The sequence below is a fragment of the Halobaculum rarum genome, from assembly GCF_040025155.1.
GTDB lineage: Archaea > Halobacteriota > Halobacteria > Halobacteriales > Haloferacaceae > Halobaculum > Halobaculum rarum.
In genome coordinates this window covers 1,983,983-1,997,811 of sequence record NZ_CP157275.1, presented here as the reverse complement: position 1 = coordinate 1,997,811, position 13,829 = coordinate 1,983,983, and the positions used below count along the sequence as shown (strand labels likewise).

The window sequence follows — 13,829 nt, the reverse complement described above, 5'->3', positions numbered from 1 at the left end:
CGCGACCGACACGCAGCGTCAGTCGCCGTCGCCCTCGCCGTCCGTCGCCGCCGGCGTGTCGACGGGTCCGACCACGTCGCCGGCGACCGACTCCAGTACCTCCACCTCGCCGGTGAGCTGGCGGTGGACGTACGGCATGTCGATCCCCTCCGCGTCGAAGCGCTCCTTCACCGTCTGCACGTACTCCGAGCGGACGCGCACGAAGTCGCCGCGGTCGGGCTCGTCGATCCAAAAGCGGCTCTGGAGCCCGACTGCCGAGTCGCCCAACTCGGTGACGCGCACCGAGGGCGCGGGATCGGCGAGGATCCCGTCGATCTCCTCGGCCTCCTCGAGGATGCAGTCGGTCGCGTGGTCGATATCGTCGTCGTAGCCGATGCCGAAGACGAACTTCTGGCGCAGCGTGTCGTAGGCGACGGGGTTGGTGATCGCGTTGTTCGCGAGTTCGCTGTTCGGGACGGTGACGCGCTCGTTGTCGAAGGTGCGGACGCGGGAGACGCGTAGGTCGATGTCCTCGACGCGGCCGGCGTTGTCGTTCCACTCGATCCAGTCGCCCACCTCGAACGGTTTGTCCTTGATGATGAACACGCCGGCGACGAAGTTGCCGATGAGGTCCTGCGCGGCGAAGCCGATCGCCAGCGCGAGCGCGCCGCCCAGCGTCGCCACCGCGGTGAGGAACCGCGGGAAGCCGGCGGCCATGAACCCGATCGAGATCGCGAGTACCACCACCAGCGCGGCCAGTACGCTGTCCGCGAGGCTGAGCACGGTGCGATCGAAGCCGCGACGGTTCAGCACCCGATGGGCGAGCGGGAGCAAGATCAGTTTGCCGAGGAGATAGGTGAGCACGAACCCGAGGACGAAGCCGATCACGTTCGTCGCGTAGCCGCCCAGCCGGGCGACGACTGCCGCGGTGTCGATCTGCAAAGCGATCGCCGCGACCGTCGATGTCACGCCGTACATGTACGAATCCCGGCATGGTCGGACGAGTGAAGAGTCTGCTGGCGCCGGCGGCTCTCACACGGATCGCGTCATCGATTTCGCGCGGATCGCGTCGTCGGCTCGGGCCGACCCGGCTTCGCTCCCGCCTGCGGCTCACACCGACAGCGGGGCGTCGCGACGGGCGACGTCGCGGAAGCGTTCCCCGTGAACGCTTCCGTCGGCGAGCGCCGCGGGGATCTGCCCGTGGAGCCAGCTTCCCGGAGCGGGCTCGCCGTCGAAGCCGGCGCGCCGGTGCTCCTCGGGCAGGAAGCGCTCGTGGGTCGGGAGCCGTTCGTGCAGCGGGACGCCGCCGGAGTCGGCGATCTCGCGGAGCTCGGCGAGGGCGGGCCACGCGTACTCCGGGTTGATGTAGTCGTCCGTCACCGGCGAGACGCCGCCGAGGTCGTCGACGCCACAGTCGAGCAGGTCGCCGACGGGCGCGAGGTTCGGCGGCGACTGCACCGACACCTCCTCGGGCAACGCGGCCCGGGCCATCGCCGTCACCCGCCGCATCGTCGCCGTCGAGGGGCCCTCGAAGGCGGAGCGCTCGTTGGGCGTCACGGGCTGGACGATCACCTCCTGCACGTGGTCGTACCGCTCGTGGAGCGCACGGATCGCCAACAGCGACTCCGCGCGATCCCGCCATCCCTCGCCGATGCCGACGAGGATGCCCGTCGTGAAGGGAACCCGCGCCTCCCCGGCGGCGCGGATCGTGTGCAGGCGCTGGCCGGGGGTCTTGCGCCTGTTTCCGGCGTGTGCGTCCACGTCGGCGGTCGTCTCCAGCATCACGCCCATCGAGGCGTTCACGTCGCGGAGACGGCGGAATTCCGCCTCCGTGAGGTCGCCCGGGTTGGAGTGCGGGAGCAGCCCCTCCTCCAGGGCGATCTCGCAAGCGCGCTCGTGGTACGCGACGATCGAATCATAGCCCCACTCCGCCAACTGGTCGTGGATCGCGGTGTAGCGGTCGTCCGGCTTGTCGCCGAAGGTGAACAGCGCCTCCGTGCAGCCGGCGTCGGCGCCGACGCGGCACCGCTCGCGCACCTCCTCCGGGGACAGCAGGCTCGCCTCGCCGGGCACGTCGTAGTAGGTGCAGTACGTGCAGGTGTACCGGCAGGCGGTCGTCAGCGGGACGAACACGTTCCGGGCGAACGTGAGTTCCGGCGCCGCGGCGACGTCGTCTGGCGTGACCGACAACAGCCGCTCGACCTCGCGGTCGGCGACCGCGATGTCGATGCCGTACTCCTCGGCCCCGGGGAACACGCCGGGAACTCTCCGACCGAGGGGCAAAAACGAGTCGGTCGTCGACGGGACGGGTGAACGGGCGACGAGCGAACCAACCACGTGGCGCGCGGCGGCGGGCCTGTGTGCCCGCCGAACACGCGCGAGGGATGAACGAGGCCGTGAGCGGAGCGAGCGGCCGAGTGAATCGGCTGGGGAGGAAGTGGCTGCAACGTGACGATTCCTGCACCCGATCGGCCGACAGAACCGGGGAGCCGAGCCGGCGTGACTCACGTCCGCGGACGGCGACGAGTCGAACCGAACCACACGCCATCAACGACCTCCATGGGCGATCCACGACTCGGATCCGCCACAACCCACGGCCCGGATCCGCCACCACCCACGACCCGGATCCGCCACAACCCACGGCCCGGATCCGCCACCACCCACGACCCGGATCCGCCACCACAACCGATACCCCGCACGCGACCGAGTGAGCGAGCGATGACTGACATCGACACCAGCGGGGTCGACGGCCCCCACGGCGGCCAGCCCGTTCGCCACGCCGGCGCCGACCTAGACGAGGCGACGGCGGTGGTCGTGATGGTCCACGGCCGCGGCGCGACCGCCCGCAGCATCCTCGGGATGGCCGGCGAGTTCGGTACCGACGACGTGGCGTACCTCGCCCCGTCGGCCAGCCGCAACACCTGGTACCCCCACTCGTTCATGGAAGAGACGAGCGAGAACCAGCCGCACCTCGACTCCGCGCTCGACTTCGTCGGCAGCGTCGTCGACGCGGCGGCCGACGCCGTCGGCCATGAGCGCGTGCTCCTGCTCGGCTTCTCGCAGGGCGCGTGCCTCTCCTCGGAGTGGGTCGCGCGCAACGCACGGCGATATGGCGGCCTCGTCGGCTTCTCCGGGGGGCTGATCGGCCCCGAGGGGACGCCCCGCGAGTACGACGGCGACCTCGACGGCACGCCGGTCTTCCTCGGCTGCTCGGACGTTGACCCGCACATCCCGCTGGAGCGCGTGAAGGAGACGACCGAGGTGCTCTCGGGTCTGGGCGCCGAGGTCGACGAGCGCATCTACGAGGGGATGGGCCACGGCGTCAACGAGGACGAACTCGCCGCCGCGAAGGAGATGGTCGCGAGCCTCGAACCCGCGGGCGAGTAGGCGGACGAGTCGGGGCGGTCTCGTCCCGGGCGACAGCCCCTATTTTCGCAGCCGTTCGACCGACACCCGGCCGCCGCCGGCGTCCAGTCCGAATCCAGCATCCACGAGCCAGTCGCGGGCGGCGCCGTCGCCCGCGAGCAGCACCTCCGTCAGATCCGCGCGCTCGTCGATATCGGTCGCCAGCCGTCGGGAGTCCACCTCGCGGACGCTCGCGCCGATATCGCGAGCCACACGCAGGTGGTCGAGGTACGACGCGCCGTGGTAGTCGACGCGGAACTCGGGGTGGCGAACGAGCAGCGCGTTCGTTCCGCCGCCGCGACCCGGCGCGATGGCCACGTCGGCGGCGCCGGCGCCGTCGGCAGCGACTGCGCCGTCACCACCACTGGCACCGACGGTCCCTCGCAGGCGCGCGAGCGCCCGGGGCGTCGCCAGCGCCAGATCGGCCATCACGACCGCCAGCGGCGAATCGGGGCCGGCGTCGTGCGCGTCGAGCGCGGCGTTCACCGCCTCGGTGAGCGGCCGGTCGTCGACCGTCTCGGGCACGTCGCGGCCGGTGGGCTCGGTAGTGAGCAGTCGCGGTTCGAACCCCGCCCCGCCGAGCGCCGCGAGCACGTCCGACAGCATGGCCTCGGCGAACGCGCGTCGCTCCTCGGGGTCGAGGGTGTCCGAGAGCCGGGTCTTCGGACGATCGGGAGAGAACGGAACGAGCGCGTCGACGGTGTCGGGCACGGGGAAAAGCGAGCGAACGGCGTCAGCCGAGCTTGTCGTAGCCGTCCCCGCGGTTCCGCAGGAACAGCACGACGCCACCGGCGAGGACGCCGAGCACGACCAGTCCGGCAACACCGTACATGATGAGCTGGGTGCGCTGCTGGCTACTCTCGGACTGGTTCGCCTCGGTTTCGGCACGCTCGGCCAGCGTGACCGCGTTGTCGAAGTTGCCGGCCTCGTAGGCGTTCACCGCGCTGTCGAACGACTCCTCGGCGGTGTCGGGGTTGCCGGCGGCGTCGATCGCCGTCCGGGCCGACTCCATCGCCTCGCGCGCCTCACGGCTCTCGCTCGTGTAGTGGGTCGCCGACTGGTTCGTCAGCTCGTTCGAGGTGCCACCCTCCCGGGTCTGATCGAGCGCGAGCAGCGTGAACGACTGCTGCGGGTCGTAGCTGTACGCCTCGACGGTCGGTACCGTCCCGGTCACCCGGACGCGGACCTCGGCGGTCCCCTCGTCGATGTCGACGGTCGCCCCCGAGAAGTTCTGCCCGTCGTACGACTCCTGGCGTACCTGATTGCCGGCCTGGTTCAGGAGCGTCACCGTCCACGTGACGTCCTGCAGCCCCGTCTGGCCGGCGAGCTGCCACGTCTCGTAGGTGTCGTACAGCTCCGTCAGCGTCACCGTGGCCGTCACCTGCGAGTCCACCTCGCCGCTGTCGGGCACGTCGGTCTCCTGGACGGACACCGCCGCCGCCGGCGCCGCCGCCGCGAACAGGAGGACGAGAACAGCGAGGACCGCAGTGAGCTCAGAACAGCGACTCAAGTTCGTCCTCGTCATCGCTGATGAGGGTGTCGAGGTTGTCCTGGCTCTCCTGCTGGATGTCGTCGATGTTGTCCTGGGCCTCGATGGCGACCTGCTGGAGCTCCTTGATCCGCGGGACGTTCGTGACGCCCGACAGCAGGATCACGCTCGCGACGAACCCGGAGCCGCTGACGGGGTAGTCGCCCCCGCGGACCTCCATCGAGCCGGTCTGCTCTTCGAGCCACTTGCGACCGCGCTCGATCCCCTTGCGGTTGAGGTGCTGGGGCGGACCGGCCATGACGAGCAGCGCGCGCTCGGCTCCCTCGATCTCACACGGGAGCGTGAGTCGACCCAGCGCCGCCTTGCGCACGAGCGAGGTGATCCGGTTGGTCGTGTGGGCGGTGTCGAGATCGTCGTCGCCGGCTTCGCCGGTGAGCCGCGACAGCAACCCGCCGCCGCCGGCGCTCTCCTCGACCTCCTCGCTGGCGTAGCCGACCGTCGAGACGCCGCCGCCGGAGAGCGTGTTGATTATCTCCGAGGAGTCGACGACGGACTCGGCGACCTCCTGGCCTTGGTCGATCTCGCCGGCGCCGAACAGGATGCCGAACCGCTTGACGATCTCCTCGTTGATCTCGTCGTAGCCGCCGGAGACGGACTCCCCGGTCTTGCGCCACGCGTCGTTGTCGAACACCATGAGGTTGTCCACCTCACGGACGAACGTCTGGAACGAGCGCGCGGCGTTGAGCGTGTAGATTCCCCCCTCGTCGGAGCCGGGCAGCACGCCCAGTCCGTAGACGGGCTCGGTGTAGATGCGCTTCAGGTGCTTCGCGAGCACCGGCGCTCCCCCGGATCCGGTGCCGCCGCCGAGCCCGGCGATGACGAGGAACGCGTCGACCTCGTGGACCGGGATCGAGTCGATGGCTCCCTGCACCTCGTCGATGTCCTCCTCGGCGACCTCCGCGCCGAGTTCGTTGTCCGCGCCGACGCCGTGGCCCTTGACACGGGACTGTCCGATGAGTACCCGCTGGTCCTTCGGGATCTCCTCGAGCCCCATGAGGTCCGCCTTGGCCGTGTTGACCGCGACCGCCGCCCGCACGATGTCACTGCCCGTGCGCTGGTCGTATTGGACGAACTTATCGACGATTTTTCCCCCCGCCTGACCGAATCCGATGAGTGCCAGTTTCATGCGTCTCCCCTCCTCATTAAGCCTGATTCAGAGAGAGAGCGATTATAAACCTTCTGATGGGGCTATCACTGACGAGAGTCTGAGCGACGCTCGTTCGGTCGAAAATCGCAGTACTGGAATACGATCGCCGAGGTATAAAGATAGTAACAGGTCTGCGAACGGGACTGCCGTATGACACAGTTATTTATTCCAACCGGACGAGCCCGGGTGGAGGCGAGGTCGGCCGAACGGCCGCCAACTACTGGAGGCGGGGTCGGCCGAACGACCGCCGAATCGTGGCTCGCGCGCGGATCGCCGACGGGCTCGAATCGGTCAGGCGGCGGCAGTCGCGTCCGCCTCGTCTGTAGTTGTCACGCCGCGCAGATACTCGTCGAACGTCTTCAGGTCGGTCTCGGCAACGCCGAACGCGCCGACGTCGTTCTCGGAGACGACGTTGTCGAACTGCAGCGACCGGTACTGATCGCGTCCCATGGGGAAGCCAACCGACCCCAGCACGGAGAGCCCGACCTTCGCCAGCCCCATCGGGAGCGGGACGACGGTGATCGATCGCCCCTCCGATTCGAACACCTTCTCGGAGATCTCCCGGAGCGTGAGCACGTCGGGGCCGCCGAACTCGTACGTCCGGTCGGCGTGCTCGGGGGCGACGACGGCGTCGGCGAGCATCGGAACGAGGTCGCCGACCCAGATCGGCTGGAAGCGGTTCCGGCCGCCGCCGGGCAGCGGGTACACCGGAACGCCGGGAGCGAAGATCTCCTTCAGTCGCTTCGTGAAGTAGACGAACTCGCCCCCGTCGCCGAAGACGACCGACGGACGGGCGATCACGTGCTCGATATCGCTCTCGCGGACGGCCGCCTCCGCATGCCCCTTCGCGCGGATGTAGTGGGTCGTCCCGTCCGGGTCCGCGCCGAGCGCGGACATCTGGACGAACCGGTCGACGTCGGCGTCCTCGGCGGCTGCGATGAGGTTCTCCGTCCCCCGGAGGTGGATCCGCTCGTGCAGTTCGTCGCCGCCGTCGGGCTTGAACAGCGGCGACAGCGCGACGAGGTTCACGACCGCGTCGGCGTCCGCGACGGCGCCCGCGAGCGAGTCGCGGTCGGTCACGTCACCAACTTTGGTGATGACCCCGTCCGGGAGTCCCGCGCCGGTGGGGTCGCGTGCGATCGCCACGACATCGTGCCCACGCTGGTCGAGTTCCGTACACAGGTGCGTCCCGATGAAGCCGGTGCCGCCGGCGACGACTACGCGCATGCACTCACACAGGGGCGGAACCAACCTAAAGGTGCGGTCGCGACCGGCGTCCTCGCGGGCGGAACCGGGTCGCGACACGGACGGATAGCGGCGGCTCCGAAACGGTTTTCCACGGGCCTACCGCACCCACAGTATGCCGACTGAACAGACGGAGTACGACCCCTCGCTGGGTCGCAAGTTCATTTTCGTCACGGGCGGGGTGATGTCCGGCCTGGGGAAGGGGATCACCGCCGCCTCGACGGGGCGGCTGCTGGCCAACGCCGGCTTCGACGTGACCGCCGTCAAGATCGACCCGTACCTGAACGTCGACGCCGGGACGATGAACCCGTACCAGCACGGCGAGGTGTACGTCCTCAAGGACGGCGGAGAGGTCGACCTCGACCTGGGGAACTACGAGCGCTTCCTCGGGGTCGACATGACCTCCGACCACAACATCACGACTGGGAAGACGTACCAGCACGTCATCGAGAAGGAGCGTGCCGGCGACTATCTCGGAAAAACCGTCCAGGTCATCCCGCACGTCACCGACGACATCAAGCGTCGCATCCGCGAGGCCGCCGAGGGAAGCGACGTCTGCCTCGTCGAGATCGGCGGCACAGTCGGCGACATCGAGGGGATGCCCTACCTCGAGGCGCTCCGACAGTTCGCCCACGAGGAGGACGACGAGGACATTCTCTTTACCCACGTCACCCTCGTCCCGTACTCGAAGAACGGCGAGCAGAAGACCAAGCCCACCCAGCACTCGGTGAAGGAGCTGCGCTCGATCGGCCTCCAGCCGGACATCCTGGTGGGCCGCTGTGACGACGAACTCGACCCCGAGACGAAAGAGAAGATCGCGCTCTTCTGTGACGTGCCCACCGAGGCCGTCTTCTCGAACCCCGACGTGGACGACGTGTATCACGTCCCGCTCACCGTCGAGGAGGAGGGGCTCGACGAGCACGTGATGGAGCGGCTGGAACTCACCGACGAGGCGCTGCCGCCCGCCGAGCGCGAGAACACCTGGCGCGACCTCGTCACGCGCGAGCGCACCGGCGAGGTCGACATCGCGCTCGTCGGCAAGTACGATCTGGAGGACGCGTACATGAGCGTCCACGAGGCACTCAAGCACGCCGGCTTGGAGCACGGCGTCGACGTGAACGTCGTCTGGGTCGCCGCCGACGAGGCCGACGGTGCCCACCGCGACCGCCTGGAGTCCGCCGACGGCGTCGTCGTCCCCGGCGGCTTCGGCTCCCGCGGCACCGACGGGAAGGTGGAGGCCGTCCGCTACGCCCGCGAGCACGACGTTCCCTTCCTGGGCCTGTGTCTCGGCTTCCAGATGGCGGTCGTCGAGCACGCGCGCAACGTCCTCGGCTGGACCGACGCCGACTCCGCGGAGTTCGAGCCGGAGACGCCCTACCCCGTCATCGACCTCCTACCCGACCAGCACGACGAGGAGGACATGGGCGGCACGATGCGGCTGGGCGCCCACGAGACGGAGATCGAACCGGACACGATCGCCGAGCGAATCTACGGCGCCGACTCCTGTACTGAGCGCCACCGCCACCGCTACGAGGTGAACCCGAACTACATCGACGACCTGGAGACCGACGGACTCGTCTTCTCGGGTCACGCGGGACCGCGTATGGAGATACTCGAACGTGACGATCACCCGTACTTCGTCGGCACGCAGTTCCACCCCGAGTTCCGCTCGCGGCCCGACCGCGCCTCGCCGCCGTTCGTCGGCCTGCTCGATGCGGTGCTCGACGAGACGGATCCGGACGGGGCGGAGTCGACGGACGACCGCGACGCCGTCGCCGACGAGGAGGTGACCGCCTGATGGTGAACGTCGAGGAGTTCATCGACGAGGCGACGACCGAGATCCGGGAGGCCGTGGGCGACGCGAACGCGATCATCGCCCTCTCGGGCGGCGTCGACTCGTCGGTCGCCGCCGCGCTGGCGTACCGTGCGATCGGCGATCAGCTCACACCGGTGTACGTCGACACCGGGCTGATGCGCAAGGGCGAGACGGAGGGGATCCGAGAGACGTTCTCCTTCATGGAGTCGCTGGAAGTCGTCGACGCGCAGGACCGCTTCCTCGACGCCCTCGCGGGCGTCACCGACCCCGAGGAGAAGCGCCACGTCATCGGCGAGCAGTTCATCCGGGAGTTCGAGCGCGAGGCGAAAGAGACGGACGCCGAGTACCTCGTGCAGGGGACGATCTACCCCGACCGCATCGAGAGCGAGGGGAACATCAAGTCCCACCACAACGTCGGCGGCCTGCCCGACGTGGTCGACTTCGAGGGCATCGTCGAGCCGGTCCGCGACCTCTACAAGGACGAGGTCCGCGAGGTCGCCCGCGCGCTCGATCTGGAGGCCGTCATCTCCGAGCGCATGCCGTTCCCCGGCCCCGGCCTCGCCGTCCGCATCATCGGCGAGATCAGCGAGGAGAAGCTCGAGGTGGCCCGCGACGCGAACCACGTCGTCGAGGAGGAGGTCGAAGAGCACGACCCCTGGCAGGCGTTCGCCGCCGTCATCGGCAAGGCGACCGGCGTGAAGGGTGACAACCGCGTTCACGGCTGGGTCGTCTCCGTGCGCTCGGTGGAGTCACGCGACGGCATGACCGCGCGGGCGCAGAACCTCCCGTGGGAGACGCTTCAGCGGATCCAATCGCGGATCACCGGCGAGAACGACACCGTCGCGCGCGTCGTGTACGACGTGACGCACAAGCCGCCGGCGACCATCGAGTACGAGTAACCGGCTTCCCGTTCCATCTCTGTTCACTGGTTCAGCAGCCACGCTCTCGACCGTCCCCGCTAGGGCGCTCGTGCGAAACGTCGCCGCCGAACACTCACCGCGGATCGACGAGACACGAAGCTTATCCCGTCCAGCCGACTCGAACCGACAATGACCGATCTCTCCGCCGTCGTCGCCGGTCCCGATTCAGAGGACCTCGGCGACGAACTCGAATCGCTCGACGTGACGGTTTCGCGCATCGACGGCGCCGTCACCGGCGGCACCCTCGAGGCCGCCGGCATCGACGACGCGGCGCTGTTCGTCCTCACGGACACCGCGGAGGCGACGGGGATCGCCGTCGCGAAGGAACGCAACCCCGACGTGCGGGCGGTCGTCTACGCGACCGAGTCGCTGCCGGAGTTCGCGAGGGGGCAGGCCGATCTGGCGATCGACCCGGAGCTGCTCTCGGCCGCGGTCGTCGCCGACGAGCTCGTCGCCGGCGCGTGAACCGGGCTGCCGGTCACCCGCAAGCCACTGGTTGATCGACGCGCGCGAACCGCCGCAACCGACGACGCTCCTCCGATCGTTCGATCCTGCCGGCGCCGCCGCGAACACACCGCCACCGTCGGTTAATCGGAGTTAATTCGGCTTTACAGCGCTTCAAACCCGGGAATTCGAGTTTGCCGTTTGCCCCCTTCTTTACCACGGAACGACAGGCGACAGTCGTGATGAACGCGACAAAGCTGCTCGCGGTCGCCCTGGCGACGCTCCTCGTGAGCGCCGGCATGGGCGCTGCCGCGACGAGTACCGGAACAGGGGCGACGGTCGCCGCGACCGACGCGTCCGTCGACGAGTACGAGGCCGACGCGTCCTACGAGAACGGGACGGTCACGCTCAGCGTGACCGCCAACGGAAGCGGCGTCGACGGGCTGTCGGTCGTCCGTGACGACACGCCCGTCGGCACCACCGACGCGAACGGCTCCGTCGCGTTCGACGTGAACGCCTCCGACACCGAGGAGGTCGAACTCGACGTGACCGGCGAGAACGTCTCCGGCGAGATCGAGCTCGCGTTCGAGAACGGCTCCGTGACCGTCGAGGAGGCCGAGTTCGAGGCCGAGACCGACGAGGAGGAGGCGAACGAGACCGAGACGAACGAGACTGACGAGAACGAGACCGACCGGCGCGGCCCCGCGATCGGCCTGCCCGCCGACGCCTCCGACAACGCGAAGGCCGTGCTCTCGGCCGTCAACGCGTTCCTGAGCGGCGAGACGAACGCGAGCACGCTCGGAGAGGCAGTCAGCGCCGCCGCCGGAAACGGCCCTGACGGCGAGCGCGGTCCGCCCGCGGACGTCGGTCCCGACGGTGACGACGAAAACGAGACCGACGACGACCGGCGTGGTCCGCCCGAGGACGTCGGCCCGAACGACGACGATGACGAGAACGAGACCGACGACGACGATCGGCGCGGTCCGCCCGAGGACGTCGGTCCGAACAGCGACGACGATGACGAGAACGAGGCCGACGAGGAGGACGACGAAGAGGAGGGCGACGATGACGACGACGACGAAGAGGAGGACGATGAGGATGACGACGACGACGAAGAGGAGGACGGTGAGGATGACGACGACGACGCCCGCAGCAACGGCAACGATCGATAAGCGGTAGTCTCCGGTCACGCTGCAGTGACCGGCGCTCGATCGACGCGCTCTGCGGCGAGCGCGTTCCGAACGACGACCGCGCGGACGGACGGTTCCTTCGGGGACCGGCCGCCGCGCGATCGCGCGCTATCGCCGGCACGACTGACACACGCGACTGGGGGTCCCCGTACCCCCGGACCGGGATGAGAGAGGCACGACGGGACGGCCGACGACCGGGTCGACCTCGCCGGGTCGGCCGCGGTCGAATCGCCGATCTGCGGCGGCGCCGCGCCGCCATCGAACGGAACGGAACGGAACAGGACGGGTTCCCACGAACGCGGCGTCGCCCGGGAGCGTTCCGCCACCGTACGCTCCAGATCGCTTTTACTGTCCGGACGAAACGACATCGTATGGCACTCGATCTCCTCGCGGACGCGCTCGACGAGCTCGACCCTGACGAGGGAGCCGTCGAGACCGCCGAACTCGTCGTCACCGACGACGTGCTCGTGAAGCTGTTCGCGCTCGGTCCCGGCGCCGAACTCGACCCGCATGAGCACGCCGACAGCACGAACGTCTTCCACGTGCTCGACGGCGAGGTGACGGTCGTCCGCGACGACGAAACCGAAGCGGTCGCCGCGCCGGGAGTCGTGCTGCACGAGCGCGGCGACGTTCACGGCGCGCGAAACGAGACCGGCGAAGTAGTCGCGTTCACCGCGAGCCTCTGTCCGCTCCCCGGGAGCGGCTGATCGGTCGAAAACACGTCTGCTGCTCGCGATCGTGGCAGTCGCCCTCGACACCTACGGAGGCATCCGGTTCTCGCGGTCCCCGTCACCTACGCTGGGCTCTGGTACCGCTGAGCGGCGCGGTCGCTACCGCGACAGAGACTGCCGAAAACAGCGTCGGCGACGTTACTCGATGAGAACGGCGTTGACCTGGCCCGTCTGGCCCGGTCGCGAGGTGACGCGCGCATCGCCCTCGCTGGTTTCGATGACGGCGCCCTTCGTGATGATGTTCCGGCGGACGTAGTTCACGTTCGAGGGGTTCTCCTCGACGTTCTCGATCTCGGCCTCGACGGTCTCGCCGCCGGTGGCGACCTGCGCGACGTCCGTCGAGAGCGCTCGGATCTTCTCGTTAGTGCCGCGCGAGTCGATGACGCGGAACCGCGGCTCGCCGACGGTCGTCTCGGCGGGCTCGCGGCCGAGTTCGTGTCGCTTCTTGTTGCTGGAGGGGCGTCGAAGGCCGCCGGTCCGCTTCCGCTTCCTGCGTCCGCTCTGGTCTTTCATAGCAGGTGAAACCCCGTGCGGCTACTTGAATCGCTCGAATCGAACCTCACGGCCCCTCGCGGCCGTCCGCGGCGGCGACGACAACCGGTCGAGGCGGATTCGGGCGAGCCCAATCCGTCCGAGACGAATCCGGCCGAGATGAGCTCGCGACCGTGATACACCGTTCGCGCTCGCTCTCGTCCGTACTCGCGACCGATCTACCGTTCGTCGGCGTCCTCGACGCCGGTGTCGGTTATCCGGAAGCGGGCGGACTCGCCGGCCGGCTGCGAGCGATGTTTCTCCAGCGTCGCCCGACGGTTGCCCCCGCGGAAGCGCTCCAGCCGGAGGACGACGCCCGTCCAGTGCTCGAGGGTGTTGCCGCCGAGTGGACGGTCGCGGTCGGCGTCGGGGTCGGTGAACACCTGGTTCGTGATCACCACCGCGAGGTCGTGCTTGCGCGCCAGCGACAGCAGATGGGTCACGTGGCGCGCGACCTCGCGCACTGACTCGCCGCCGCGGGAGTCCTCCGTGCGCTCCAGCCGGTAGAACCCGGTCGCGGAGTCGAGAACGATCAGGTCGACGCCGTCGGCCAACTCCGAGGCGTCCTTCACCGCCTCGCCCTGCTCCTTGAAGCTCATGACCTCGCTCACGACGAGTCGACCGGCGACCTGCTCGACCGGCTCGTCGGATCGGGCCTCCGCGATGTCGCGAAACCGGGTCATCGAGAGGTCCTCGGTGTCGATATAGAGGACCGAGCCGCCGGCGGCGGCGACCTCGACGGCCGCTGTCAGCGCGAGGTTCGTCTTCCCCGACGCCGGCGGGCCGTACAGTTGGGTGACGACGCCGCGCTCGATGCCGCCGCCGAGGAGGTCGTCGACGGCGTCACTGCCGGTCGTGAGGAACTCGGACAC

The 13,829-nt window shown here is 68.9% G+C and carries 14 protein-coding genes; 6 read left to right on the top strand and 8 right to left on the bottom strand.

What is annotated here, in order from left to right; translation table 11 throughout:
* Window positions 1-18 precede the first annotated feature (18 nt).
* Both ABJD39_RS10340 and cofG read right to left on the bottom strand, forming a co-directional pair.
* Window positions 19-957, bottom strand: a complete 939-nt coding sequence (locus ABJD39_RS10340) for a mechanosensitive ion channel family protein (protein ID WP_348608027.1) — start codon at window positions 955-957, stop codon at window positions 19-21.
* A 132-nt stretch (window positions 958-1,089) separates the two neighbouring features.
* The gene (gene cofG / locus ABJD39_RS10335) at window positions 1,090-2,235 is read right to left on the bottom strand and encodes a 7,8-didemethyl-8-hydroxy-5-deazariboflavin synthase subunit CofG (protein ID WP_348608024.1); all 1,146 of its coding nucleotides are present in this window, start codon (window positions 2,233-2,235) and stop codon (window positions 1,090-1,092) included.
* A 462-nt stretch (window positions 2,236-2,697) separates the two neighbouring features.
* Here cofG and ABJD39_RS10330 point away from each other — a divergent pair, with 462 nt between their 5' ends.
* Window positions 2,698-3,366 carry an alpha/beta hydrolase gene (locus ABJD39_RS10330; protein WP_348608022.1) on the top strand — a complete coding sequence of 223 codons (669 nt, stop codon included), beginning with the start codon at window positions 2,698-2,700 and terminating at the stop codon, window positions 3,364-3,366.
* A 39-nt stretch (window positions 3,367-3,405) separates the two neighbouring features.
* On the opposite strand, the gene cofC is transcribed toward ABJD39_RS10330, so the two are convergent.
* From cofC to ABJD39_RS10310, 4 genes are all read right to left on the bottom strand, one after another.
* The gene (gene cofC, locus ABJD39_RS10325) at window positions 3,406-4,095 is read right to left on the bottom strand and encodes a 2-phospho-L-lactate guanylyltransferase (protein ID WP_348608019.1); all 690 of its coding nucleotides are present in this window, start codon (window positions 4,093-4,095) and stop codon (window positions 3,406-3,408) included.
* A gap of 22 nt (window positions 4,096-4,117) precedes the next feature.
* Entirely contained in the window at window positions 4,118-4,909 is a 792-nt protein-coding gene (locus tag ABJD39_RS10320; protein WP_348608017.1) for a hypothetical protein, read from the bottom strand.
* Complete coding sequence (locus tag ABJD39_RS10315) at window positions 4,878-6,059, bottom strand: tubulin/FtsZ family protein (protein ID WP_348608014.1); 1,182 nt, start codon at window positions 6,057-6,059, stop codon at window positions 4,878-4,880. The genes ABJD39_RS10320 and ABJD39_RS10315 overlap by 32 nt, the downstream gene beginning before the upstream one ends.
* A 312-nt stretch (window positions 6,060-6,371) precedes the next feature.
* Window positions 6,372-7,307, bottom strand: coding sequence for a complex I NDUFA9 subunit family protein (locus ABJD39_RS10310; RefSeq protein WP_348608011.1), 936 nt, complete (start codon window positions 7,305-7,307; stop codon window positions 6,372-6,374).
* Window positions 7,308-7,440: 133 nt separating this feature from the next.
* On the opposite strand from ABJD39_RS10310, the gene pyrG reads away from it, so the two are divergent.
* The 5 genes from pyrG (at window position 7,441) to ABJD39_RS10285 (ending at window position 12,402) form a co-directional block, all read left to right on the top strand.
* Window positions 7,441-9,123, top strand: coding sequence for a glutamine hydrolyzing CTP synthase (pyrG, locus tag ABJD39_RS10305; RefSeq protein WP_348608009.1), 1,683 nt, complete (start codon window positions 7,441-7,443; stop codon window positions 9,121-9,123).
* The gene (guaA, locus tag ABJD39_RS10300) at window positions 9,123-10,040 is read left to right on the top strand and encodes a glutamine-hydrolyzing GMP synthase (RefSeq protein WP_348608006.1); all 918 of its coding nucleotides are present in this window, start codon (window positions 9,123-9,125) and stop codon (window positions 10,038-10,040) included. The genes pyrG and guaA overlap by 1 nt, the downstream gene beginning before the upstream one ends.
* Before the next feature lie 150 nt (window positions 10,041-10,190).
* Complete coding sequence (locus ABJD39_RS10295) at window positions 10,191-10,526, top strand: DUF7126 family protein (protein WP_348608003.1); 336 nt, start codon at window positions 10,191-10,193, stop codon at window positions 10,524-10,526.
* Between the two features lie 221 nt (window positions 10,527-10,747).
* Window positions 10,748-11,677, top strand: a complete 930-nt coding sequence (locus tag ABJD39_RS10290) for a hypothetical protein (RefSeq protein ID WP_348608000.1) — start codon at window positions 10,748-10,750, stop codon at window positions 11,675-11,677.
* 389 nt (window positions 11,678-12,066) lie between these two features.
* Complete coding sequence (locus ABJD39_RS10285; protein WP_348607997.1) at window positions 12,067-12,402, top strand: cupin domain-containing protein; 336 nt, start codon at window positions 12,067-12,069, stop codon at window positions 12,400-12,402.
* A 162-nt stretch (window positions 12,403-12,564) separates the two neighbouring features.
* Here the strand turns inward: ABJD39_RS10285 and ABJD39_RS10280 are convergent, their stop codons facing one another.
* The gene (locus tag ABJD39_RS10280; RefSeq protein WP_348607994.1) at window positions 12,565-12,939 is read right to left on the bottom strand and encodes a 30S ribosomal protein S8e; all 375 of its coding nucleotides are present in this window, start codon (window positions 12,937-12,939) and stop codon (window positions 12,565-12,567) included.
* Window positions 12,940-13,136: 197 nt separating this feature from the next.
* On the bottom strand, window positions 13,137-13,829 hold the full coding sequence (gene radB, locus ABJD39_RS10275; RefSeq protein ID WP_348607991.1) for a DNA repair and recombination protein RadB: 693 nt from the start codon (window positions 13,827-13,829) through the stop codon (window positions 13,137-13,139).